This window comes from Steroidobacter denitrificans (assembly GCF_001579945.1).
GTDB lineage: Bacteria > Pseudomonadota > Gammaproteobacteria > Steroidobacterales > Steroidobacteraceae > Steroidobacter > Steroidobacter denitrificans.
In genome coordinates this window covers 1235652-1260299 of record NZ_CP011971.1, presented here as the reverse complement: position 1 = coordinate 1260299, position 24648 = coordinate 1235652, and the positions used below count along the sequence as shown (strand labels likewise).

Below are 24648 nucleotides of genomic sequence, written 5' to 3'. Positions count from 1 at the left end.
TGGTCTATCGGGTGGGCGCGCAGGGTCGGCGCCGACTCGAGACGGCTGCCGCACTTACTGGCCAAGCCTGAGTGTGGCGAGCATCATGTCCTTCGCCGTGTTCATGACTTCCACATTGTTCTGGTAGGAACGCGATGCGGAGATCATGTCCACCATTTCTTCCACCGTGTTGACGGCGGGCGCGTAGACATAGCCATCGGCGTCCGCCAGCGGATTGCCGGGCTCGTAACGGGCCGCGGGCGCCGCCTGACTCTCGACGATGCCGCGCACCGCAACGCCTGTGCTGGCGGCATTCGAACCCAGCCCGGAGCGGATGGCCTCGAACAGGGGATGCTTGGCCTTGTAGACCCGCGCCGGATCGCCGCCGACGCTGTCGGCATTGGCAAGATTGCTGGCGGTGGTGTTCAGGCGCACCGACTGCGCGCTCATGCCGCTGCCGGCGATATCGAAAATATTGAACGAGGACATGTCGTGTTTTCCGTATGAGCGGCAGGTCTTGCCGGTTCGTGTCACTGCTTCGTGTTGCTGCTTCGTGTTGCCCGGGTTCGTGTCACTGGTCTGGTTATCGGGGTTCGTCTACGGGGGTGGGCCTGCCGGAGCGGGTCTTACTGGCCGGTAATGGCCGTCATCAAACCGCGAAACTTGGCGCCCAGGAACGACAGGGTCGCCTGGTAATTCACGGTGTTGCGCGCGAATGCAGCCTGCTCGAGCTGCGCATCCACCGTATTGCCGTCCAGTGACGGCGCCAGCGGCACTCGGTATTTCAGTTGCGGCGAACCCGTGCCGTTAACCCCGGTGACACCGGTGGCGCCGAGATGTCCGCGCTGGGTCGTGGCGAGATGAACGCCGGACGCGGCACCGTTGGCCGCCGCCAGTGCGCTCTTGAAATCGATATCCCGGGCCCGGTAGCCAGGCGTGTCCGCATTGGCGAGATTCGCCGCCAACAACTCGGTACGCCGTGCACGCAGCTTCAACGCCGCGGCATGCACGCCGAGATGCTCGTCCAGACTCAATGGCATGGCTGCCTCCGTCAGAAAACCGTCTGCCGGAAACCATTAGCAAGCCTCATGCCAGTCTTGCCGAAACGCCCAGAACACGTGGCTTCAGGCCTTCGGCGCGGCAACCAAACATGAATCCTGAGACCCAAATCACGTGTGCACGGCCGATTCTTGCCGCCCGGCAAGCCTCGACCCATAAGCCGGCAGGCAAACCGGCCTGCCGGTCCAGATGCGAGCCGTGCCTCGATATCCTTGGGTCCCGTCAACCCGCGGACGGATCGGGCAGACAGGCCACCTCGGCACCCGGTCACAGTTCTTGCACTCGAGCGCCACATTCGCGCCGGCGTGGACACTCAGAAGCATGCGCTGGCATTCCCCTTGCTTGGATATCGACGGTGTCAATTCAACGACAGGCGCAGCTGACCCGATGCAACCGGCCTGCTGCAATCGACCTGGCGAATCGAACGACATGCCTCCCATCGACGCCTTACCGAGCGAAGGATCATCGAAAATGAATGCGGATGAACAACGGCGAATACACTCGGCGCAGTGTCTGGCCTGCCGGGCGGCAAACGGCTGCTCCAGGATGAGCGCCGCCATACATTCGCCGGCGAGCCGGGCCAGGACGAAGCGCGTGGGGATCGCGGTCATGCTCCTCATGCTCATGGGTTCTTTCATCATGAGCCCCGTGGAGGGGACGGCCATGGCAAGCCCCGGCGGCGCGGTGCAGTCGCTCGATGAAATACGCCAGGCGGCGGCGGATTTCGTACGCACTCGCCTGCCCGCCGATGCCGCCCGGCATCATGTCGAGGCGGCGCGGCTGGACCCGCGCCTGCAGCTGCAAGCCTGTGCGGTACCGCTGGAAACCTTCGCAGCGAATGCGCAGCTGGGTGCGCGCACCACGGTCGGCGTGCGCTGCGCCCGGCCGGCGGCCTGGACCTTGTATGTCTCCGTCGGCGTCGAAGCCGAGATGACCGTGCTGGTGCTGCGTCACGCGCTGCCGCGTCAGGCGGCGATCGGCCCCCAGGATGTGGAACCACAGACACGGCGCCTGGCGGGATCGGCGATGACATTCGTCCATGAACTCACTGCGCTGCAAGGCCAGCGGCTCAAACGGGCGGCGCCTGCCGGCACCGTATTGACCGCGGAGCTGCTGACGCCCGACATCCTGGTGCGCCGCGGTCAACAGGTGACCCTGATCGCCGCCGGCGGCTCCGTCGAGATCCGCGCCCGAGGTCAGGCGCTGAGCGAAGGCGGCGCCTCGGATCGCGTGCGGGTGCAGAACCTGAGCTCGCGAAAGATCGTGGAAGGCGTTGTACAAAGCGACGGTATCGTGCGCGTGGATTTGTGATGCCGTAGAGAGGCGGAACACGCCGGCGCCGTCCGCGCAAGGCTTGTCGGCATTGACAATCAGGGTATCCCTGAGCAATGAACGGATTTCTGGCGCCGGCCCTAAAGTTCCCGCAAGGCTCGCCGTTAACTCCCTCACAGAACCTTGGAGATCGGGATGTGAGCAAGATCGGTGGCTACGAAAACCGGCCTGGGCCTGTGCAACTAGGGGTCGAAAAAACGACTTCGCGCGCAAGCGATAGCGGCACACGATCCGTCCCCGGCGAAACCCCGGCCAACCCGGTGCATATCACGGATCAGGCCCGCCGGCTCGCGACGCTCGAGCAGGCAGTGCAAGCAGCGCCCATCGTCAACGAGACACGGGTCGCCGAGATTCGCGATGCCATCGAGGCGGGCCGCTATGAAATCGCACCGCAGCGCATTGCGGATAAGCTGCTGCGCCTGGAGCAGGAACTGAAAATCGCGGAGCATTGATCCATGGAGCCGACTCTCTGTCGCGAACATCTCGAAAGACTGCTCGCCGAGGAAGCTGCCTCGCTGACCCAGCTCGAAACCCTGCTGGATCGCGAACATGAATTGCTGCTGGCCAACGAAGTCGAGGCTCTGGACCGAGCCGGCGAGGCGCGCCAGGACTGCGTGGTCAAGTTGGCTCGCATTGAAGACGAACGACGTTCCTTGTGCCGGATGATGAACCTTCCCGCAGGCCTGCCCGGCCTGGAGCAATTGCTGCGCTGGTGTGATCCGACGCGGGCCCTGCAGCATCGCTGGGCCGAATGCGCCGAGCGCGCCTCTCGCTGCCGTAATCTGAACGACCGCAACGGCGCGCTGGTCACCGCCCGGCTGAAAAATGTCGAAGGACTGCTGGATGTCCTGACCGGGCGTGCCGGACAACCGAAGGTTTACGGGAAACAGGGTATGTTCGCGATGCCGGTTCGCGATCCGCGTGTCCGGGTCAGCGTCTGACGAATTGCCCGCTCCAGCAGCGCCTGGACGACATACTCGTAAGCAGCAAGCTCGCAGGGCGCGGAAAGTGGCGCGGAAAACGTTTGTCCCTCGGCGGCAATAGCATCCCTACCGTTCGCCTCGCCGGGACCGGCACGATGCGCCTGCTCCCTCCTGCCCTTCTGCAGGGCGTGCACGTCAGCCAGTGCTGCGCGGATTCGTCGCTCGACCTCCTGCAGCTGCGCCAGCTCGACACCCTCCTCCTGCTCGATCCCGGATCCGCAGATCATTCGCGTCAAACGTCCGCCGCGTATCATCATCCGGTGCTACCCATGATATTCCATCACGGGCTCTAATGATAATGATTATTAATTGCATTTCAAGAAAAATTCATGTGCCTACTTCCGATGCACCGGTTGCGCATGCCGCATAAGCCCAGGCATAAATCACTTTACTGATGAGAATAATTCTTATTACTATAGAGAGCGGCGACCCTGCCCCCAGTGATTATCCAGTGTGTATTCTTTCCCATGGCCGAATCGGAGGACGCCGGGTACTCGGCAAGCAGCAAACTTTCATATCGCCAGCGCACGTTCTGGCTCAAGCATTTGCATCGCTGGCACTGGATCAGCGCAGCGCTGTGCCTGGCGGGATTGCTGTTGTTTGCGATTACCGGCTTTACGCTCAATCACGCCGCTTGGATTACCTCCACGCCGCGCGTGACCACCACGACCCTGGAATTACCGCTGGAACTGCTGGCCGCAGCGCGCAGCGCGGCCGCCGACTCCCAGGATCCGGCGCCGCCGCTGCCCCAGGATCTGGCACGCTGGCTGGGTGATCGTCTAGAGGTACGACTGGCGCATCGACAGGTGGAATGGTCGGCGCAGGAAATCTATGTATCCCTGCCACGACCGGGCGGCGATGCCTGGTTGACGCTCGACCTCGACAGCGGCGAAGTCACCCATGAACTCACCGATCGCGGCTGGATCGCCTATTGGAACGATTTGCACAAGGGCCGCAATACCGGCGGCCAATGGAGCTTGTTCATCGATGTGTTCGCCCTGGCCACGCTGGTGTTCGCCGCCACCGGCCTGATACTCCTGAAGATGCATGCCGGCCATCGGCCCGGTACCTGGCCGCTGGTCGGGCTGGGGCTGGTGGTGCCGTTGCTGATCGCCCTGCTGTTCATCCACTGAGGTTCGATGTACACATGCTGTCCCGCCTTTCCTTTCCAGCTCCAGCAGCCCGAATCGTCCGGCATATATTGGCGGCGCTGGCCGTATCGTTGCTTGTAACCATGCCGGCACGGGCCGGGAACCCCGTCGAGCTGACCCTCCAGCTGCAGATCCCGCGCCTGCAGGTCGCCGAATATCATCGCCCCTATGTGGCCATCTGGATCGAAGGCGAGGATCAAGGCATCGCCCGTCATCTGGCGGTGTGGTACCAGACCGATCCAAAGAAGGAAGACGGCACGCAATGGCTCAAGGATCTGCGCCAGTGGTGGCGCCGGGGCGGGCGGACGCAATCCATGCCGATCGACGGCGTCACGGGGGCGACCCGGCCGGCCGGCGAGCATTTGCTGAAATTCAACGTCGCGGACCTGCCGCCCGGCAGCTACCACCTGGCGGTCGAGGCGGCGCGTGAAGTCGGCGGGCGCGAACTATTACGGCTGCCCTTCACCCTGCCCGCCACGGATCTCCAGCAGATACGGGCTCAGGGCAGCAGTGAACTCGGCTCCGTCAGTCTGCAAGTGGCGCCATACGCGCCTTGAAAACCACCCCGGTCGTTCGGCCGTCCACGAACCGAAATCCACCTCCAGCGAGAATCCGGTCAATGAACATGCGCATCGCCGCCCGCAGATTTTCATTTCCTCCCCGCCCCGCCTGTCGTCTGATCCAGGTCCTGGGTGCGAGCCTCGCCTTGAGCCTGAGCCTCACGGCTCAGGCGCACAAGGCCTGGATGCTGCCCTCGGCGACCGTCACGACGCCCGGCCAATGGATCACCGTGGATGCCGCGGTCTCGAACGATTTGTTCTATTTCAACCATGTGCCGCTGAGACTGGATTCCCTGATCGTGACGGCGCCCGATGGTTCGAGGCTGACACCCGAGAACCCGAGCACCGGCAAGTATCGCAGCGTATTCGACCTGCATCTGCCGCAAAACGGCACTTACAAGCTGGCCATGGTCAACCGCGGCTTGTTCGCCGGCTATGAAGTGGACGGCGTGCAAAAACGCTGGCGCGGTACCGCCGAGCGTTTCGCCGCGGAAATACCTGCGAATGCCGCCAATCTGCAAGTCTCCGAAGCGCACTCGCGCCTGGAAACCTTCGTGACGGCGGGCGCGCCCACCAAACAGGTTTTCACCACGACCGGACTTGGTCTGGAACTGGTGCCGATCACCCATCCCAATGATCTTTATGCGGGTGAAACCGCCATTTTCAGCTTCCTGATCGATGGCCGCGCAGCCGCGGATCTGGAAGTGAGCGTCGTTCCGGACGGCACCCGCTACCGGGATCAGCAGGAGGAAATGACGCTGCGCACCAACGCCAAGGGCGAACTGTCGATCACCTGGCCGCGGCCCGGCATGTACTGGCTGGAAACCAGCCTGCAGGACGACAAGACCTCGATTGCGCAGGCGCAACGGCGCCGCCTCGGCTACGTGGCCACCTTCGAGGTGCTGCCGCAGTAAGTGCAGCGGCGCACTCCTCGGATCGAGGGTGCCGGATTCGCATGGAATCGTTCATCGCCGAGATAGGCGGCGCGCGGCTGCCCGCCGCAGTGTTCGTGGTTATCGCCTACCTCGCCTGCTGCGTCTGGTTTCTGTGGGGTCGAAATCGCACTCGCGCCAGGCACCGCGCCCCGCACGGCGGCGCCGGTACGCCCGGGCGGATGCTGCTGGCCTACGCGAGCCAGACCGGCTTCGCGGAGGAACTCGCCAGGCGCAGCGCCCGTTTTCTGAATGATGCGGGCACGCCGACGCGCACCGTGGCGCTGGGCGAATTGAGCCCCGACATGCTTCGACAGGCGCAGCATGCCCTGTTCGTGGTCAGCACCACCGGCGAAGGAGATGCCCCGGATTCCGCGGCGCCGTTCGTGCGCAAGCTGCTCGGCCGTAGGATGCCGTTGCCGGCCTAGCCGTTCGCGGTGCTGGCGCTGGGCGATCGCGACTATCGTAACTATTGCGCCTTCGGCCAACAGCTGCATCGCTGGCTGGCGGACCAGGGTGCAGTTGCTCTATCAACGCCCATCGAAGTCGACAATGGTGACGAGAATGCTCTGCGGCGATGGCAACAGCAGCTGCAGCGCCTGGCTCGCGATCCCCGCAATGCCGTCTGGAAGGCACCGCGGTTCGATGCCTGGCGGCTGCTCGAGCGGCGGCAGCTCAACCCAGGCAGCACCGGCGGTGCCTGCTTTCATCTGGCCCTGAGTCCGCCCGCCGGTATGCCGATACACTGGGATGCGGGCGATATCGCGGTGATCGATCCGCACAATTCCACCTGGCACGCTGCGCCCGCGCAGCCGCAGCGGGAATATTCGATCGCCTCGCTGCCGCAGGACGGCGCATTGCACTTGCTGGTTCGCCAGGTATTCGATGCGCAAGGCACCCCGGGCCTGGGCAGCGACTGGCTGATCAGACGCACCCGGCCGGGCGATGCGATCGCATTGCGTATCCGAGTCAATTCCAGCTTCCACGTTCCCGCCGACGATCGACCGCTGATCCTGATCGGCAACGGCACGGGCATCGCAGGTCTGCGAGCGCTGCTCAAGGCGCGCGTTCTGGCAGGTCATCGGCGCAACTGGCTGTTGTTCGGCGAACGCCGGGCGGAGCGCGACGACTTCTATCGCGAAGATCTGCAACGCTGGCACGAGGAGGGCTGCATCGAGCCGCTGGATCGGGTGTTTTCCCGCGACTCGCCCGAGCGGCGCCATGTGCAGCACCGGCTGCTGGAACGCGCTTCCCTGCTGCGCCGCTGGGTCGTGCAAGGCGCCGCGATCTATGTCTGCGGCAGCCGGGAGGGCATGGCACCCGGCGTCGATGCCGCGCTCATCGAGATTCTGGGCGCGGCCGCCCTGGCGGATCTGCGCGAAGCCGGACGCTACCGGCACGATGTCTACTGAAGGAGCGCCTGCAGGGGTGCTTGCAGGCAGCGCCTGCTGACGGCGGTTGACAATCGCACAGGCAGTGGGCTTCTGCCGGCGGCGGTGAAGAAGCCAGAGAAGATCTAGAACAGCCAGCCGCGATGATCCGGATAGGCGGTATTCTGATCCAGATACTTCAGGCCCTTCACGCAGCGGATGATCCACCACAGCGCAACCAGGAACAGCAACAGAAAGCCGATCAGAATGATGCACAGGATGCCGGCGATGAGACCGTACAACAGCATGATCCAGAAGGTACGGATCTGCAGCTCGTAGTGCGTTCGCAGCCACTCGGGCGCATCGTCCTTGTAGATGTAGGCCATCACCAGGCCGATGACGGCCGTGATACCGGCAAAGAAGCCCAGCAGGTACAGTACATAGATGATCTTGGCGATGCCGACGCTGGGCGGGCGTGCCGGGACGATCTGGTTCATGCGAAGCTCCCGTTGTCGTTGCGGCCGATTGTCGGCCGTACCGGGCCTCGATCTCAAGCAGGGCGAGACGCGGGATGCGCCGATGCGTCATCCCGCAGCCGTGAAGGAGTATCGCGCCATTGCCAGCGCGCCGCCCAGCGCCGCTTGGCGGCAGGGTCGAGCTGCTTCAGTGCATACTCCGCGCGCAGCGCCTGGGATTTCGTGGCATAGGGCCGTGCGCCAAGCACCCGCAGGGGCGGATTCGCACGCGTGAACTTCGCGCCTTTGCCGCGAACATGCGCCGCGAAGCGTGCCTGCACGTCACGTGCGATCCCGGCATAGCTGCGCCCATCCCGGCAGACCAGCAGATACAACCACCACCGGCACGCCGCAGCCGCGGCGCCCGCAGCCTCTTGCGGGCGGCCGTGGTCCTCGGGCACGGCATCGGACGCGAGATCAGACGCGGCATCGGAACCCAGCTCCAAGCCAACGCCCGAGCCGATGCCCGGGCCGCTCGATCCGCCCGATCCAACGCCCTGGCCGGTCATGCCCCAAAAGGCTCTAACGCAATGACGCTCACGATGATCTTTCCGCCGCGGCAACGCCGTGAAGGTTCATTTCGCTGGAAGTTCTAAGGCAGGGCAACATCGAAGGATGCATCGATATCCCGCGCCCAGGCGAGCAAGCCGCCCTCCAGATGCGCAACATCACGGATCCCCAACTCCAGGGCCAGCGCCGATGCCCGCAGGCTGCGTACGCCGCTGCGGCACACGAACACGCAGCGGCGCTGCGCGCCGAACTCGCCCAGCCGGCCGAGTTCGGCCAGCGGAATATTGAGCGCTCCGGCCAGGTGCGCGATCTGGAATTCATGGGGTTCGCGCACATCGATGATCGCGGCGGCACTGTCTCCGAGCAGCGCCTGCAATTGCGCCGCGGACAGCCGATCCACACCGGCCGGCAGCTCGACATCACAGGCGCCGTCCAGATCCTGCGGCACGAGAATGCTGGGATGATCGCCGCAGACCGCGCAGTCTGCCCGGCGTGCAAAGCGGAATTCTTCGAAGCGCAGACGCAGTGCGTCATAGGTCAACAGCCTGCCGAGCAACGGTTCACCCAAGCCGAGAATCAGCTTGATCGCTTCCGTAGCCTGGATCGTCCCCATCACCCCCGGCAACACCCCCAGGACGCCCGCCTCGGCACAATTGGGGACCAGACCTTCCGCGGGCGGATCGGGGAACAGGCAACGATAGCAGGGCCCCTGTCCCGGCACATAGGTCATTGCCAGTCCTTCGAAACGATGGATCGCCGCCGACACCAGCGGCTTGCGCAGGATCACGCAGGCATCGTTCGCCAGATAGCGCGCGGAAAAACGGTCGGTTCCGTCGAGAACCAGATCGTAGCCGCGGAATATCTCGCACACGTTGGCGGCACGCATCTCCACATCATGATGGATGACCGACAGCTGCGGATTCATGGCCCGCAGGCGCTCGCCCGCCGCCTGAACCTTGCTGCGTCCCACGCTGGCATGGTCATAGAGCACCTGGCGCTGCAGATTGGATGCCTCGACCTGATCGCAATCGATAAGTCCCAGCGTACCCACGCCGGAGGCCGCCAGATACAGGGCCGAGGGCGAACCCAGGCCGCCGGCGCCGATCAACAATACACGCGCCGCCTTCAGCGCCTCCTGTCCCGCCACGCCGACTTCAGGCAGAAGCAGATGCCGGCGATAACGAGCCAGTTCCTCGGCTGTCAGCATGGCACTCGATCGCTCAGTCACGGCTCGGCTCCTCCAGCGCCGACGTCGAGCCGGGGGGCCGGGTCCAGCGCTACGAAACGACCCAAGGCTCGGTCCTTGCGGACCCGGTCACCGGCAAATACCTGCCCGTTCATGGCGATATAGACGCCCGCGGGCAACATCTGCGCGGCGGCGAACGCCATGCCTAGATTGAAGGCGGCATCGCTTTGCGTGAAACGAGCCGGAGACAGCGCGCCGGTCAGTACGATCGTCCTGTCGGACAGCGGCGCCAACGCAGCTGCCGACAGCGTCATGGTATCGGTACCGTGCGTCACCACGATACGGCGTGTCTGCAGAGCCTCGATGGCGGCACGCAGCCGCACACGATCCTGGTCCTCCAGTTCCAGGCTGTCCTTGCGCATCAACTCGATCACGCGATACGGGCAGGCGACGTTTGCCGCCTCCAGAAGCTTCTCGACGAAAGATTCGCCGACCTGGTAGCTGCTCAGGGCATCGAAATAGATTTTGTCGATGGTACCGCCCGTGGTCACCACGGCGATGAATCCGGAATCCTCCCGCATTCCGCCAGAATACCAGCGCCGCCTGCCTTTGTGGGCGGGGTATTTGGAGCTCAAGTGGCGTGGATGACCATGAAGGCTCCCTGGGTTAGTACCGGAGACCGGAGGCCGGAGGTAGGACATGACCGCCTCGGTCTTGCCGGCGGACACCAGTTGTCCGGCGATGCCAGGCAAAAAAGAAGATTCAGCCTGTTTATCAACGTCTTATAGACACCAGAGAAATCTGTGGATCATGGATTGGGACGAGAAGTTGGACCGGGACCTGAGCGGATAGAATCGTTAATGAGAATCACTAGCAAATACTAATAACTATCATTAGAATGCCGGCCGCTTCATGCAGCAGCCGTCGGCCGGGGAATTCACGACCGGTATTTTTCGGCTCGTATTCACGAAGTTCACACAAAAGCTCACACAAAAATTCATAGGGAGATATTCGATGAATCCGCTGCCGTTCGCAGGCTCGCGCAAGCGCCATACCCATGCTCGTGCATATCCGGCCCCGGTTTCGGGGCTGGGTTCGGCGCTGGCTTTGATCCTGGGCCTGGGCAGTTCCACGACCCTGTCGCAGACCACGCCGCCCGTGGACGACGCGGTGCTGGCCCGCGTGGTGGTCACCGCCTCCGGATTCGAGCAAAAAATTCCCGAAGCTCCCGCCAGCATCAGCCTGGTGCATCATGAGGACCTGGCGAAGCGGCCCTATGCCAATCTGGTCGACGCCCTGCGCGACGTGGAAGGTATCGACGTCGGCATGGAGGCTCCCGACAAGAACGGCCAGGCGACCATCAGCATGCGCGGCATGCCCTCCGAGTACACGCTGGTACTGATCGATGGACGCCGCCAAAGCAATGTCGGCTCCATTTATCCCAACGCCTTCGGCGGCGGCCAGTTCAGTTATCTGCCGCCCCTGGACGCGGTGGAACGTATCGAGGTTGTGCGCGGGCCGATGTCGACGCTGTATGGTTCCGACGCCATGGGCGGCGTCGTCAACATCATCACGCGCAAGGTCGGCACCGAGTGGAATTCCTCTCTGACCTATGGCGGCACATTCCAGCAGGAAAAGGAATTCGGCAACGATGAGACCATCGACCTGTATGTCAATGGACCGCTGATCGCCGACAAGCTCGGTCTCGCCATCCGCGGCAGCTACTACGACCGCGAGGAGTCCCTGCCCGACTGGGATCCTCTGCCCCTGCCCTCCCCGCCCAACGCCCCCGGCAGCGTATTCGAACGGACGATCGGTTTCGGCGGCGGCGGCAAGCAGGTCGCCAACACCAACTGGAACGCGGGACTGCGCCTGTCGTTCACGCCCAACGAAAATCATGACCTGCTGCTGGACTACGACATATCGCGCCAGAAATACGACAACAGCGAGGGACAGACCGGCACGCTCGACGGCATCGAAAGTCTGTGGCGCAGCGGCCTGGCCGTCGTGAACAATCCTGCCTACGACCCCAGTCTGCCGGAAGGATCCGGCAATCCGGCCACCATCGAACGCCGCGTGGTCCAACCGCGGGTCGGCTACAGCGCGTACCAGCGCTATGAGCGCGATCAGCTCGCGCTGACGCATATCGGCCGCTGGAACATCGGCACCTCGCACACCAGCATCATGCGCGGGACCAGCAACAATTTAGGCCGTTCGCTGCCGCTGACCGTGGCCGAACGCGCCGAGCTGCAGACGCTGTGGAACGATGTCTGCGCGCGTCGCGGCCAGGACGCCAATTGCAACAACGGCACCGGTCAGTCCGGCATCGAGGCCAACATGACGCCCGAGGAGATCGAACGCCTGAACGCCTTTCTGCCGCGCCGTCTGCGCACGCTGGAACTCGACAGCCTGATCCTCGATACCCGGCTGGAGATGCTGTTCGGCGCGCATCAGTTCACGATCGGCGGCCAATACAACGACACGGACATGGAGGACGGCGTATTCGGCATGGACGGCGCCGGATTCCGCGAGGGAGCGATCCAGAAGCACAAGCAATGGGCCCTGTTCGCCGAGGACAACTGGAGCCTGACCGAGACGCTGACCGCCACCGCGGGGATACGCTACGATCATCACAATATATTCGGCGAGCAGGTCAGTCCGCGCGGCTATCTGGTGTGGCAGCCCGCGGCAAGCTGGACGTTCAAGGGCGGCATCAGCACCGGCTACAAGGCGCCGCGTCCCGATCAACTGTTCCCGGGCATCACCGGCTTCGGCGGCCAGGGCGTTCTGCCCCTGGTCGGCACCCCCGACCTGGAGCCGGAGACCAGCACGAATTACGAGCTGGCGGTCTACTTCGATCAGACCGCCTACGGTTTCAACGCCACCGTGTTCCTCAACAAATTCGCTGACAAGATCGCCAGCGGCGGTATCTTCCCGAATTGCGAAGTGGCACCGGCGGGTGCCGGCTATTGCGTGGACATCGGTCCGGGCTGGGCGGAACTCGGCTATCGCACCTTCGGCCAGAGCATCAATATCGACAAGGCGGAAACCCGTGGCCTGGAGCTGGCCGGACATGTCCAGCTGCCGGCCGGGTTCGGTCTACGCGGCAATTACACACTGACGGAATCGGAGCAAAAGAGCGGAGCGCAAAGCGGCCGGCCGATCTCCGGCAATCCCGCCAAGCACATGGCCAACATCTCCTTGACCTGGCAGGCCACGGAGACGATCCATGTCATGCTCAACGCGGAAGGCCGTTATGAGCGCTATCGGGATTTCAATGCGCTTACCGGACAGGAACGCTATTTCTCCGACTATACGATCTATCACCTGGGTGCCTCCTGGCAGGCGACGCCCTGGCTGACCATCAACAGCCGCATCAACAATCTGCTCGACAAGAACTTCATTTCGATGAGCTGCGAGCTGGCCGAAACCCAGGATGCGTACGACTGTCTCGACGATTACCAGGTCAAGGACAAGCGCCGCAGCCTGTGGGTCTCCGCCAATATGCGCTTCTGACCGGTCCGGGCGCTTCTGATCGGCCGGGCGATTCCGGCCGTTCCGGGTTCCCGGCCGGCCGGGGTCTGATCGATCCGGCGCCGCCCTTCCCGCCGACGAAAGGGCGGCTGGCCCGGGAACCCGCCCGAGGACTTGACCGAGGATCAGGGCGGCGTCGGCAAGGCGGCCTCCTGCGCCGTGAACAGTTCGCGCTTTTGCCCGATCGCCTGCAACAGTGCATCGTAGGAATCGATGAACTTGCGGATACCCTCGTTCTCCAGCTGCCCCGTGACCTGATCCAGATGGATGCCGAGCGGGCGCAAGTTGCGCAACACCTGCGAGGCGGCACGAACCTGCTTGTTCACGGTGCGCGCCACCTTGCCATGATCGGCAAAGGCGGCGCTCGTGCTCAGCGGCATGGTATTTACCGTGTGAGGCCCGATCAACGGCTCGACATACATCAGCTCGTCATACTGCGGATTCTTGGTACTGGTGCTGGCCCAGAGCAGCCGCTGCGGCCGGGCACCGGCGCCAGCCAGCGCCTGCCAACGTTCACTCTTCAACAGCCTGGCCAGGCTTGCGTAGGCGAGCTTGGCATTGGCGATGGCGATCTTGCCCTGCAAGGTGGAAGGATGCGGCGTGAACGGCGAATGTCCTTGCGGTCCGATACGTTGATCCAGCAGTTCATCGACCAGCACATCGATGCGGCTGAGAAAAAAACTGGCCACCGAGGCTGCCTTGTGCAGCGGCCGGCCTTCCCTCGCGCGGCGCTCCAATGCCCGCAACCAGGCCTGTACGACCGCCTGATAGCGTGCCACCGAAAACAGCAAGGTGATGTTCACGTTGATGCCTTCGTACAGCAACTGCTCGATGGCGGGCAGGCAGGCGGTCGTTCCCGGAATCTTGATCATCAGATTCGGCCGGTCCACGACCGCCCACAGGCGCTTGGCTTCCGCGATCGAGGCCTCGCTGTCGTGCGCCAGGTGGGGAGAGACCTCCAGGCTTACATAGCCATCGGCGCCCTCGGTGGCATCATGGACCGGACGCAGCAGATCGCAGGCATCGCGCACATCCGTGGATACCAGCAGCAGGTAGATTTCCTCGCTCGAGCGGCCGGCAAGAGCCCCGCTGCGCAGCTGCTCGTCATAGACATCGTTACCGGCGATGGCGAGCTTGAATATGGCAGGGTTGGAAGTGATGCCGCTCAGCCCCTCCTGGCTCACGCGCCGCTGCAGCGAGCCGTCCTGGAACATTTCCCGCCTTAAATCGTCCATCCAGTAGCTTTGGCCCTGTTGATTCAATGCGAGCAATGGATTCATGGCATTCTCCGCAAGATCGATGATGTACGACGGGCGCGCACCGGGCGCATCGCCCGCGGCACGCCGCCCCCTGTTCTGCAAGGTACCGCTCGCAAGGATAGTTGCTTCATGAAACAAATAGGCATGATCGGATTGGGCCGCATGGGGGCTAACATGGTGCGCCGCCTGCTGCGCGCCGGGCACGACTGCGTCGTTCATGACATCCGCGCCGAAGCCATTGCCGAGCTGGCCGGCGAAGGCGCCCGCGGCGCTACCCTGCTGGAGGATCTGGTGGCGCAGCTGAATCCTCCGCGCGCCGTATGGATCATGCTGCCGGCTGCCCTGGTTGGCAAGACGGTGACGGCGCTGCGGGCGCTGCTCGAACCCGGCGACATCATCATCGATGGCGGAAATTCCGACTATCGTGACGCCATTGCCCAGGCACGCGAACTACGGCGGCAAAAGCTGCATTTCATCGACGCGGGAACCAGCGGCGGCATCCATGGCCTGGACGATGGTTATTGCCTGATGATCGGCGGTGATCCGCAGGCGGTACAGTCTCTGACGCCGGTCTTCACGGCGCTGGCGCCGGCAGGAGGCTGGCTGCATTGCGGTCCCGCGGGCGCCGGACATTTCGTCAAGATGGTCCACAACGGCATCGAATACGGGCTGATGGCTGCCTATGCCGAGGGGTTCAATCTGCTGGCACAGGCCGACCGCGGCCTGGCGGCGCGGCCCGCGGATGCCGAGACGGCCCCGCTGGCGCAGCCCGAGAACTATCCGTTTACCCTGGACGTGGCAGCGATTGCCGAACTTTGGCGCCACGGCAGCGTGGTTCGATCCTGGCTGCTGGATCTGACTGCGCAGGCATTGCACGAGAATCCGACGCTGGCTGGGTATTCAGGCCACGTGGCGGACTCCGGCGAAGGCCGCTGGACGATGCGGGCCGCGATCGATCTGGGCGTGCCGATGCCCGTGCTTGCCTCGGCACTGTTCGAACGTTTCGGCTCCCAGGGCCAGAACGTCTACGCCAACAAACTGTTGTCGGCCATGCGCAAGGGTTTCGGCGGCCACGGAGAAAAGCCCGTGGATCCCGCCGCGCACGATATCCGGCCCGGAGACTGAAACAGGACCGGCCGAACGAACTCAGGTGAACAACACCTGCCAGCAGCCCGCCCCACCCGCGAGCCGCTCCAGTCCGGTGCGCGGCGGCTTCGCGCAGGGCTTGGCACCGAAGGCGCGTGCCAGCGGCTCGGCAGCCGGCGAAAAATACACCGTCACCTCGCAATGCATCGACGTCTCGAAATCATGGCGCTTGAACACCGCCATGTCGGCGGGACGGCCCGCCGCCTGGTGCAGGGATGCAAAGCGAGTCTCGATCTGGGCGCACACCGGCATCGACAATACACCGTCACCGGCCGCCAGCGAGAACCATTTCGACGATCGCTCAGGCACGGCACAACCCTCGTAGAAGACCTGCTATTGCGGCGCGAGCGCCTTCAATGCAATCTCGGTGGTACCCAGGCCATCGCGCAGCACGCTGACATCGAATCCGCGTTCCGACAATAGATAGGCACATGCAGAACTGCGCCGCCCGGTGTCGCAGCACACCACATACCGCCGGTTGCGATCCAGGGATTTCATCTTGAGTCGCAAGGAATGCGCGGGAATGTTGAGCGCATCGTCCGCATGGTAATGCTCGAATTCCGCGGGCAGACGCACATCGATCCATTGTCCGCCGGAGCTTGTCACCTGCCGAGCCTGCGCATAATCGATCCAGTTCAGTAACGGTTCATGCAGCAATTGGCGAAAATCCTTCTTGGACAGCCGCATGAGACTGCCATCCGTCAGCATCGACACCGTGGCATTGCGCGGCGCGTCCGAGATCAACGCCTCCTCACCGAAGGTATCCCCCATGGTGAGTTCGGCCAGCCGGACACCGCTGCGAGTAAGCGGCGTCTCGCGCGTGACGGCGCATCTGCCGTTGGCCACCACATAAAAATACTCGCCTTCCTCACCCTGTTTGATCACGATATCGCCGGCACGATGTTCCACACGCTCCAGGCGCATGAACACGGCCTGGATGTTGGCAGGCGGCACCTTGTGGAAGGCCCGGGTCCGCAGCAATGCCGTCATCCAGTCATCCGCGCCGGCGGCATCTTCCTCTATGCCCTGCAGTTCCGTGACCTTGTAGCTGCCCGTCTGATCCCAGGTCACGACCACGTCCAGGAATTCACTGTCGATCAGCAGGTATTCGATACGATCGGAGACGACGACCGCCGAATAAGGCCGTGGCAAGGCATGTGCGAGCGGCACCTTCGACTTGGGCGTACCGCTGCCCACCAGCGTGACGACCTCGCCCTCGGCGAGCAGTTCGACGGTGCCGCTGAGAAGGTAATAGGTTCGCTTGTGCTCTTCGCCTTCGGAAAACAGCAGCCGCCCCTTGGGCGCCTGCAGGCGGCGGGTACGGCGAGCCAGCGCGACGAGGGCCTCGGGCCGCATGCCGTTCAATGGCGTGAAGCGCCTGAGCAAGGCAAGATCCTTAGAAGTCCCTGACAACACCATGGCGCGGCACACTTTCGATGGGTACGCGGCAGTATAGGCAGCCCCTCGAGGCAAAACACGATCCAGCTCACAAGCCATCGGGGAGGCCGCCGGGAAAGCCGCCGAGGAGGGAGGTTTCGTTCACAGTGGATTCACCCTCGGCAAGGGATCATATTCGCCACCGTTGTAATGCTGTGACCATCATGAATACGGCCGTGATGACTTGGCGCCTGCGATCCTGGCTGGGCATTCTGCTGTTCATGGCAGCGGGTTCTTACGCGCTGTCTCAGGAACTGGCGCAAACCATCGCCATCGATCCCCCCGGCCGCGTCGCGCGGCTGGGCTACATCGAAGGTGAGGTGTCCATGATGTCCGGCGACCCATCCGCCGGGATGTCTGCCGGGCCGGCGGCCCCGCCTCCGGTCTTGTCCGAGCCCCCGGTCTTGCCCGAGCCCTCGGCGGACGGCTGGATGGAAGCCGTGCTCAACCGCCCGCTCACCAGCGGCGACACGCTGTGGGTGGGCAGCGACGGACGCGCGCAATTACAGACCGGATCCTCCGACATCTATCTCGATCACGACACCGGCTTCGGCTTCATCCTGTTGGACTACGATGTCATGCAGATGAGCCTGACCGAGGGCGCGGCAACGATCCGGGTACGGCGCCTGGCGGAGCGCGAAACGATCCAGGTGGAAACGCCCCATGCAGGCGTCGTGCTGCGCCGTCCGGGGGAATATCACCTGGTGATCGCCGCGGACGATCGTACGATCGTCAAGACACGCAGCGGCGAAGCGCAGGTCGACGATGGTCGGCGCTCGTACACGCTCGGCAGCGGACAGATGGGTGCGTTCAGCGGGCCGGACGGCCCTCCCGGCAGCCTCGCGACGCTGGCGCCCCGCGACGCCTTCGAGACCTGGGCCAATGAGCGCGACCAGCGCGGCGAGCAGTCACGCTCCGCCCGCCATGTCTCCAGCGAAGTCATCGGCTACGAGGATCTGGACGAGCATGGCGAGTGGCTCGACGAACCGGGATACGGAGCGGTGTGGCGTCCCTTGCATATCGCCTCGGACTGGGCGCCCTATCGCTATGGCCAGTGGGCCTGGATCGCACCGTGGGGCTGGACCTGGATGGACGAAGCGCGTTGGGGATTCGCCCCCTTCCACTACGGCCGCTGGGCGCAAATACGCAACCGCTGGTGCTGGGTGCCGGGACCGCGGTATCTGCGGCCGGTATATGCTCCGGCACTGGTCGGCTGGAGCGGTGGAAACTCGCTGAGCGTGGTGATCGGCCTGAGGGGCGGTGTGGGCGGCGGTGTGGGCTGGTTTCCCCTCGCCCCCCATGAGATCTATCGTCCCTGGTATCGTCATACGCCGCGCCATCTGCGTCGCGTGAATCACGCGAATACCTTCATCGATCGCAGCCGCAGGGGCGATCTTTATACGCGGCGTCAACCGCCGCACCCCTACCGGTACGGGCATACGCCGGGAGCGCTGACCGCCGCCCCACGCACAGGATTTTCCGCTCACCCGGCCGGCGCGTCGCGGATTGCGCCGCGCAATGGCAATGCGACGAAGCGTGCGCAACCTCCGCGCCTGCCTCAGGAACACACGAGGATCGGATCCGCAAGCGGCGGCGCGCCGGCGATCCGACATTTCGGCACGTCGGGCGCCCGCACACCCGCGACGATCGCCGTACCCCGTCGTGCAACTCTCTCAACAATTCAGGCCGCCGCACGGCAACAGCCGATATCGCCGCCGCCCCATGCGCTACCGTCCCATACGCCGCCGTCTCATGCGTCGCCGCCGTCTCACGCGGCATCGGCCCGTTCATCGCCGCCTCGCTCGCCACCACCACCGTCCTCATCGTCCCGCCCGCAGCTGCATTCGCCACCGTCCCGGCACCTGGATCAGGATCGCGGCCCGCGCCGTCCCCGCTCCTAGGCGGGTATTCGGTTCAGGCAGGGGCGTATACTGTTGGGCGCTTCGACATCGGCCTGTTGTTGCCCATTCGGCCAGGCAGGAGCGGCTATACTGTCGAGGTACATCCGCCGTACTGCCTGATCCTCGTCGGAGGATCCCGGACGAGGACGACCTCGGCCGTTTGTGCCTTGTACCGGGGACGGCCCCGCGAAAGTCTCCTATGTCATCCCCCCTGTCCTGGACCGTGCTGCTGCTGGCCGGCCTGTTCGAAATCGTCTGGGCGATCGGCCTGAAGTATTCCGAGGGTTTCTCTCGATTTCTGCCCAGCGCCATCACGGTGCTGGCCATGGCCATCAGCGTCACATTGCTGGGTTGGGCGCTCAGGCAGCTGCCCGTGGGCAGCGCCTACGCCGTCTGGGTGGGCATCGGCGCCGTGGGCACCGCGCTGCTGGGTATCGTGTTGTTCCATGAATCCACCTCGGTGCTGCGCCTGATCTGCATCGGGTTGATCGTGCTGGGCGTGATCGGCCTGAAGTTCGCCGGCTGAAGACCGCCCGTAGCCGCTGCCGCCTGGCCGGGCGGGCTGCCCCACTCCCGTAGCCGCTGCCGGATGTCGGCTTAGAGGACAGCGTCCCTGGATCAGGAGCGCTTCAAGGCCCGAGCCAGCGCATCGGCCATCGCGCCGCCGCCCTGCGGCTCAGGCGGGCGCTTGAAAGGCTTCGCCGGACGCGAATCGAGCTCGCGCCGGCCATCGGCTCCGGCGCCCGCCCGCGGCCGCGGTGCGGCTTCATCCAAGCGCATGCTCAACGCGATGCGGCGGCGCTTCTCATCCACCTCCAGCACCTTCACTTTCACCACCTCGCCCGCCCTGACCACCTCGTGAGGATCCTTCACGAAGGTATTCGACATCATCGAGATATGGACCAGCCCGTCCTGATGTACCCCGATATCGACGAACGCGCCGAAGTTCGTCACGTTGGTGACGGTACCCTCGAGAATCATGCCGGCCTGCAAATCCTTGAGTTCCTCCACGCCTTCCTTGAACTCGGCGGTCCTGAATTCCGGTCGCGGATCGCGCCCCGGCTTTTCCAGCTCGCGCAGGATGTCGCGCACCGTCGGCAGACCGAAGCGCTCATCGGTGTACTTGGCCGGATCCAGCTTCCTGAGCGTGGGTCCGTCACCGAGTATTTCCCGTGCCGGACGTTTCAGATCCGCCAGGATGCGCTGCACGACCGGATAGGCCTCCGGGTGAACCGCCGAGGCATCGAGCGGATCCGCGGCATTCATGATGCGCAGAAATCCGGCCGCCTGCTCGAATGTTTTCTCGCCCAGGCGCGGCACTTTCTTCAGCGCGGCGCGTGACGGAAATGCACCATGCTCATCGCGATACTTCACGATGTTCTCCGCCAAAGTTGCGGACAGGCCCGAAATACGGGCGAGCAAGGCTGCAGAGGCGGTGTTCACATCCACGCCTACGGCATTGACGCAATCCTCGACCACGGCATCCAGGCTGCGCGCCAGTTTCGTCTGACTGACATCGTGCTGATACTGGCCGACGCCGATCGCCTTGGGTTCGATTTTCACCAATTCCGCCAGCGGATCCTGCAAGCGCCGCGCGATCGACACCGCCCCGCGCAGGCTTACATCGAGTTGCGGAAATTCCTTCGATGCCAGCGCCGAGGCCGAGTACACCGACGCGCCCGCCTCGGAGACCACGATCTTGGTCAGCTTCAGTTCCGGATGCTTGCGAATCAGTTCGGCAACGAGCTTGTCGGTCTCGCGCGAGGCCGTACCGTTGCCGATGCTGATCAGATCGACACCATGTTTCCGCGCCAGCAGCGCCAGCGCGGCGATGGTACGGTCCCATTCGTTGCGCGGCACATGCGGATAGACCGTCGCCGTGTCCAGCAATTTGCCGGTGCGGTCCACGACCGCCACTTTCACGCCGGTGCGCAGGCCCGGATCCAGACCCATGGTGGCGCGCGGCCCGGCAGGCGCCGCCAGCAACAGATCATGCAAGTTGCGCGCGAACACACGGATCGCCTCCTCTTCCGCACGCTCGCGCAACTGTGTCAGCAGCTCCGCTTCCAGCTGCCAGGACAGCTTGACCTGCCAGGCCCAACGCACCGTCTGCAGCAGCCAGGCGTCCGCGGCCTGGCCACGCTCGCCGATCGAGTGGCGGGCGGCGATTTTCAGCTCACAGCCGTTCATCGCATCGTTCACGGACTGCGGTGCCGGCATGACCGAGGCTTCCGGGTCCTGTGGAAGCTTCAGCGACACCCGCAGCAACTCTTCCTTGCGGCCGCGAAACAGCGCCAGCGCCCGATGCGACGGCACGTTCTTCAGCGGTTCGCTGTATGCGAAGTAATCACGAAATTTCGCCGCCGCATCCTCCTTGCCTTCGATCACCGCGGAAACCAGCACACCATGATCCTGCAGATGTGTCCGCAGCCCGGCGAGCAACTCCGCATCCTCGGCGAATTGCTCGACCAGGATGGCCCGGGCGCCGTCCAGGGCGGACTTCACATCCGGTACGCCGGGATTGTCATCGCCCTGCTCCGTCTTGAACGCCGGCTTCAGGTATCGCTGCGCCTCCGTCTGCGGATCCAGACGATGATCGGCCAGGAGCGCAGCCGCTAGTTCGTCCAGCCCCGCCTCCCTGGCGATCTGCGCCTTGGTCCGGCGCTTGGGCTTGTAGGGCAGGTACAGATCCTCCAGGCGCTGCTTGGTCTGCGCCGCCTCGATGCTGGCCCGCAGTTCCGGCGTCAGCTTGTTTTGCTCCTGGATGCTCGCCAGGATGGCCGCGCGGCGCTCTTCCAGTTCACGCAGATAGCCCAGCCGTTCTTCCAGCGTGCGCAATTGGGTGTCATCCAGGCCGCCGGTGGCTTCCTTGCGGTAGCGAGCAATGAACGGCACCGTCGCGCCGTCATCGAGCAAGCCAACCGCCGCGACGACCTGCCGGGGGTTGACGGACAGCTCGGCGGCAATACGGAACTCGATCGAAGCGGCCATGAGAAATATCCGGGGGTCGCGAAAAAGGACGCGAACTATGAACAAGCTGCGCGCGCGCGACAAGGCTGTATCAGGGCTGGATGCAGCGAGCAGCGCATCCGCCCGCTCGTCACCGGGCGCGGCCTATGGTAAGTAGGGATCCGGAAGCGTCCGCCGGGGCGGAGTGAGTCGATGCATCAGCAAGTCCAATCGATCGAATTATCCCTGTTGGCCCTCGGCGGCCTGCCGGCCATAGCCGCGGGCGATGATCTTGCCAGCCTGATCCACGACTCGCTGCAGGCCGAGGGCATCGCCCCGCGAAGCGACGACGTGATCGTGCTGGCGCAAAAAATCGTCTCCAAGGCCGAAGGCCGCACCATCCTGCTGTCCGACGTGCAGCCCTCGGCGCGCGCGCGCGAACTGGCACAGCAATGCGACAAAGATCCGCGGCTGGTGGAACTGATCCTGTCCGAATCCCAGGAGGTCATGCGCGTTCGCCCCGGCGTGATCGTTGTCCGGCATCGGCTGGGCCTGGTACTGGCAAACGCCGGCATCGACCAGTCGAACATCCGGCATCAGGGTGACGGCGCCGCCCTGCTGCTGCCCGAAGACCCGGATCTTTCCTGCCGCCGCTTGCGCACGGCGATACAGGAACGCATCGGCGTCGCACCGGCCGTCGTGATCATCGACAGCCTCGGCAGGGCCTGGCGCAACGGCACCGTCGGCATCGCGATCGGCGCCGCGGGACTGCCCGGGTGTCTCGATCTGCGTGGCCGCAAGGATTTGTTCGGCCGCCGCCTGGAAACCTCCGAGCTCGGATTCGCGGACGAAGTAGCCGCGGCGGCATCACTGCTCATGGGGCAGGCGGATGAAGGCCGGCCGGTGGTACTGCTTCGGGGCCTGCAGCTGGCACGGCGCGACGGCTCGGCGGCGGAACTAATACGGTCGCAGCATCTGGATCTGTTTCCATGAGCGCCGGCCGCTCTCCGGCACCGACGACAGGCACGGTGCTGGCGCTGGCCGGCGGAGTCGGCGGTGCGCGCCTTGCATACGGTCTCGCGGCCCAGCTCGAACCTTCGCGCCTGACGATCGTCGTCAATACGGCCGACGACTTCGAGCATCTGGGACTGCACATTTCACCCGACCTGGATACGATGACCTACACCCTGGCCGGGATCAACGATCCGGCACAGGGCTGGGGCATCCGCGGCGAAAGTTGGGCCGCCATGGCCGCCCTCAAGCGTCTGGGCGGCGAGGACTGGTTCGCACTGGGCGACCAGGACATGGCGACACACCTGCTGCGCAGCCTGCGTCTGCGCAGCGAGTCCCTGTCCGACATCACCAGCGATTTCGCGCACCGACTCGGCATTCGCCATCGTATCGTGCCCATGAGCGACGATCCGGTCCGCACCATGGTCGATACCGACGCAGGCCGGCTCGCATTCCAGGACTATTTCGTGCGCAGGCGCTGTCAGCCGCGTTTCCTCGGCCTCGACTTCGCGGGCAGCGCCTCGGCCCGGCCAGGCCCGGCCTTTCTGGCCGCGCTGGAGGATCCCGCACTCGAGGCGATCATCATCTGTCCCTCGAATCCGCTGCTGAGCATCCGGCCGATTCTTGCCCTTCCCGGCATCGAGGAGCGCCTGCGGCAACATCCCGCGCCGGTGCTCGCCGTATCACCCTTCATCGGCGGCCAGGCGGTCAAAGGACCGGCGGCCAAGATGCTGCAGGAAATCGGCTTGCCCGCGACGCCGGCCGGCCTGTTGCAGTGTTACGAAGGATTGCTCGACGCGCTGATCATCGATCGCGCCGATGCCGAGCATGCCGCTTTTGATGGCGGCGAGCGCCGCATCCCGGTGCTGGTCACCGATACGCTGATGCGCAACGCCGCGGATCAGCTGCGCCTCGCCGGTGAAGTGCTGGCATTCGTGCAAACGCTGAGTGCGGCAGGACAATAGATCCGCGGCGTTCTGCGCACCGCGCAGCGTGGGTGCCCGATCCAGACTTCCGCCGATACGGCCGTGACGAGCAGCTATACGGCCGTGAAGATCAACAGCGCGCCCAAGGCAAGACGGTACCACGCAAATGGCGTGAAGCGATGCGACTGGATGTAATGCAGCAGCCACTTCACGGCGATGAAGGCCACGATCGCCGATACGACGAAACCGATCAACAGATCGCCCCAATGCTCGCGCGCCATGTCGCCGTCCTCATACAGAGCATAGGTTTCATAGGCCGTGGCGGCGAACATGGTCGGGATGCCGACCAGGAAGGCGAATTCAGCGGCCGCAGGCCGCGATGTCATGCCCGCCAGCATGGCCGCGAATATGGTGGCGGCCGAACGCGAGGTACCCGGAAAGACCGCAGCCAGGATCTGCGCCAGCCCCACCCAGAACGCCACATTCCAGGTCAGCAGACTGCGATCGGGCTGACGGCGGGCATACGCCTCCACCATGAAGATCACGAATCCGCCCAGGATCAATGCCCAGGCCACTGGCGCCACGGTTTGGGGCAGTGACAATCCCATCTGTTTGGCGATGAGTCCGCCGGCGACGGTGATCAGAAAGGCCACGGTCAGCTTGTACAGGTAGTCGCGCTGTTCAGGCTGGTTGAAGTGGGTCACCATGGCGCACAGGCGCTGCCAGTAGATCACCACCACGGCCAGTATGGCGCCCGCCTGGATCGCGATCGTAAACAGGTCGGAGCGTCGCCCCAGCCACTGCTGCGCAATCAGCAGATGGCCGGTGCTGGAAATCGGCAGGAACTCGGTGATTCCTTCTATGATCCCGAGAAGGACGACCTGAAGAAAATTTTCCACTCGTTGTCC

The 24648-nt window shown here is 64.2% G+C and carries 24 protein-coding genes and 1 pseudogene; 13 read left to right on the top strand and 12 right to left on the bottom strand.

Annotated elements, in window-relative coordinates:
• Positions 1-54: 54 nt before the first annotated feature.
• Together flgC and flgB are read right to left on the bottom strand one after the other, a co-directional pair.
• Complete coding sequence (gene flgC, locus ACG33_RS05580) at positions 55-468, bottom strand: flagellar basal body rod protein FlgC (RefSeq protein ID WP_066919414.1); 414 nt, start codon at positions 466-468, stop codon at positions 55-57.
• Positions 469-605: 137 nt separating this feature from the next.
• The gene (gene flgB / locus ACG33_RS05575; RefSeq protein ID WP_066919412.1) at positions 606-1019 is read right to left on the bottom strand and encodes a flagellar basal body rod protein FlgB; all 414 of its coding nucleotides are present in this window, start codon (positions 1017-1019) and stop codon (positions 606-608) included.
• 628 nt (positions 1020-1647) lie between these two features.
• Here flgB and flgA point away from each other — a divergent pair.
• The 3 genes from flgA to ACG33_RS05555 all read left to right on the top strand — a co-directional run bounded on the left by flgA (position 1648) and on the right by ACG33_RS05555 (position 3311).
• On the top strand, positions 1648-2349 hold the full coding sequence (flgA, locus tag ACG33_RS16325; protein ID WP_168160027.1) for a flagellar basal body P-ring formation chaperone FlgA: 702 nt from the start codon (positions 1648-1650) through the stop codon (positions 2347-2349).
• A gap of 158 nt (positions 2350-2507) precedes the next feature.
• Positions 2508-2822 carry a flagellar biosynthesis anti-sigma factor FlgM gene (flgM, locus tag ACG33_RS05560; RefSeq protein ID WP_066919406.1) on the top strand — a complete coding sequence of 105 codons (315 nt, stop codon included), beginning with the start codon at positions 2508-2510 and terminating at the stop codon, positions 2820-2822.
• 3 nt (positions 2823-2825) lie between these two features.
• Entirely contained in the window at positions 2826-3311 is a 486-nt protein-coding gene (locus ACG33_RS05555; RefSeq protein ID WP_066919404.1) for a flagella synthesis protein FlgN, read from the top strand.
• Here ACG33_RS05555 and ACG33_RS15660 read toward each other — a convergent pair.
• Positions 3248-3610, bottom strand: coding sequence for a hypothetical protein (locus tag ACG33_RS15660; RefSeq protein ID WP_083536484.1), 363 nt, complete (start codon positions 3608-3610; stop codon positions 3248-3250). The genes ACG33_RS05555 and ACG33_RS15660 overlap by 64 nt on opposite strands.
• Positions 3611-3820: 210 nt before the next feature.
• On the opposite strand from ACG33_RS15660, the gene ACG33_RS05545 reads away from it, so the two are divergent.
• The 4 genes and pseudogenes from ACG33_RS05545 (at position 3821) to ACG33_RS17025 (ending at position 7408) form a co-directional block, all read left to right on the top strand.
• Positions 3821-4486, top strand: a complete 666-nt coding sequence (locus ACG33_RS05545) for a PepSY-associated TM helix domain-containing protein (protein WP_066919400.1) — start codon at positions 3821-3823, stop codon at positions 4484-4486.
• Between the two features lie 101 nt (positions 4487-4587).
• Positions 4588-5061, top strand: a complete 474-nt coding sequence (locus ACG33_RS05540) for a DUF2271 domain-containing protein (protein WP_066922858.1) — start codon at positions 4588-4590, stop codon at positions 5059-5061.
• 68 nt (positions 5062-5129) lie between these two features.
• Complete coding sequence (locus tag ACG33_RS05535) at positions 5130-5978, top strand: DUF4198 domain-containing protein (protein WP_066922856.1); 849 nt, start codon at positions 5130-5132, stop codon at positions 5976-5978.
• Positions 5979-6019: 41 nt separating this feature from the next.
• A pseudogene (locus ACG33_RS17025) lies at positions 6020-7408 on the top strand (sulfite reductase subunit alpha).
• A 104-nt stretch (positions 7409-7512) separates the two neighbouring features.
• Here ACG33_RS17025 and ACG33_RS05525 read toward each other — a convergent pair.
• From ACG33_RS05525 to ACG33_RS05510, 4 genes are all read right to left on the bottom strand, one after another.
• Entirely contained in the window at positions 7513-7863 is a 351-nt protein-coding gene (locus ACG33_RS05525) for a DUF4870 family protein (protein ID WP_066919397.1), read from the bottom strand.
• Positions 7864-7916: 53 nt separating this feature from the next.
• Positions 7917-8390: a GIY-YIG nuclease family protein gene (locus ACG33_RS05520; protein ID WP_083536482.1), complete on the bottom strand. Its 474-nt coding sequence runs from the start codon at positions 8388-8390 to the stop codon at positions 7917-7919.
• 83 nt (positions 8391-8473) lie between these two features.
• On the bottom strand, positions 8474-9619 hold the full coding sequence (gene moeB, locus ACG33_RS05515; RefSeq protein WP_210399184.1) for a molybdopterin-synthase adenylyltransferase MoeB: 1146 nt from the start codon (positions 9617-9619) through the stop codon (positions 8474-8476).
• Positions 9616-10158: an asparaginase domain-containing protein gene (locus ACG33_RS05510; protein ID WP_066919393.1), complete on the bottom strand. Its 543-nt coding sequence runs from the start codon at positions 10156-10158 to the stop codon at positions 9616-9618. Before ACG33_RS05510 ends, moeB begins: the two co-directional genes overlap by 4 nt.
• 433 nt (positions 10159-10591) lie before the next feature.
• Between ACG33_RS05510 and ACG33_RS05505 the strand changes: the two genes are divergently transcribed.
• Positions 10592-13093: a TonB-dependent receptor domain-containing protein gene (locus ACG33_RS05505; protein WP_083537173.1), complete on the top strand. Its 2502-nt coding sequence runs from the start codon at positions 10592-10594 to the stop codon at positions 13091-13093.
• 143 nt (positions 13094-13236) lie between these two features.
• Here ACG33_RS05505 and tal read toward each other — a convergent pair whose 3' ends face one another.
• The gene (gene tal / locus ACG33_RS05500; protein WP_066922852.1) at positions 13237-14391 is read right to left on the bottom strand and encodes a transaldolase; all 1155 of its coding nucleotides are present in this window, start codon (positions 14389-14391) and stop codon (positions 13237-13239) included.
• Between the two features lie 108 nt (positions 14392-14499).
• Between tal and gnd the strand changes: the two genes are divergently transcribed.
• Positions 14500-15495: a phosphogluconate dehydrogenase (NAD(+)-dependent, decarboxylating) gene (gene gnd, locus ACG33_RS05495; RefSeq protein ID WP_066919391.1), complete on the top strand. Its 996-nt coding sequence runs from the start codon at positions 14500-14502 to the stop codon at positions 15493-15495.
• 21 nt (positions 15496-15516) lie between these two features.
• On the opposite strand, the gene ACG33_RS05490 is transcribed toward gnd, so the two are convergent.
• Together ACG33_RS05490 and ACG33_RS05485 are read right to left on the bottom strand one after the other, a co-directional pair.
• The gene (locus ACG33_RS05490; protein WP_157071679.1) at positions 15517-15825 is read right to left on the bottom strand and encodes a hypothetical protein; all 309 of its coding nucleotides are present in this window, start codon (positions 15823-15825) and stop codon (positions 15517-15519) included.
• Between the two features lie 24 nt (positions 15826-15849).
• Positions 15850-16902 carry a cyclic nucleotide-binding domain-containing protein gene (locus ACG33_RS05485; RefSeq protein WP_168160026.1) on the bottom strand — a complete coding sequence of 351 codons (1053 nt, stop codon included), beginning with the start codon at positions 16900-16902 and terminating at the stop codon, positions 15850-15852.
• Positions 16903-17117: 215 nt separating this feature from the next.
• Here ACG33_RS05485 and ACG33_RS05480 point away from each other — a divergent pair, with 215 nt between their 5' ends.
• The gene (locus ACG33_RS05480) at positions 17118-18854 is read left to right on the top strand and encodes a DUF6600 domain-containing protein (protein WP_066919385.1); all 1737 of its coding nucleotides are present in this window, start codon (positions 17118-17120) and stop codon (positions 18852-18854) included.
• Between the two features lie 211 nt (positions 18855-19065).
• Positions 19066-19380: a quaternary ammonium compound efflux SMR transporter SugE gene (gene sugE, locus ACG33_RS05475; RefSeq protein ID WP_066922851.1), complete on the top strand. Its 315-nt coding sequence runs from the start codon at positions 19066-19068 to the stop codon at positions 19378-19380.
• 92 nt (positions 19381-19472) lie between these two features.
• Here the strand turns inward: sugE and ACG33_RS05470 are convergent, their stop codons facing one another.
• Positions 19473-21845: a Tex family protein gene (locus ACG33_RS05470; protein WP_066919383.1), complete on the bottom strand. Its 2373-nt coding sequence runs from the start codon at positions 21843-21845 to the stop codon at positions 19473-19475.
• Positions 21846-22016: 171 nt separating this feature from the next.
• Between ACG33_RS05470 and cofE the strand changes: the two genes are divergently transcribed.
• Positions 22017-22796, top strand: coding sequence for a coenzyme F420-0:L-glutamate ligase (cofE, locus tag ACG33_RS05465; protein ID WP_066919381.1), 780 nt, complete (start codon positions 22017-22019; stop codon positions 22794-22796).
• Entirely contained in the window at positions 22793-23779 is a 987-nt protein-coding gene (gene cofD / locus ACG33_RS05460; protein ID WP_066919379.1) for a 2-phospho-L-lactate transferase, read from the top strand. The genes cofE and cofD overlap by 4 nt, the downstream gene beginning before the upstream one ends.
• 74 nt (positions 23780-23853) lie before the next feature.
• Here cofD and ACG33_RS05455 read toward each other — a convergent pair whose 3' ends face one another.
• Positions 23854-24639, bottom strand: coding sequence for an undecaprenyl-diphosphate phosphatase (locus ACG33_RS05455; RefSeq protein WP_066919377.1), 786 nt, complete (start codon positions 24637-24639; stop codon positions 23854-23856).
• Between the last annotated feature and the right edge of the window lie 9 nt (positions 24640-24648).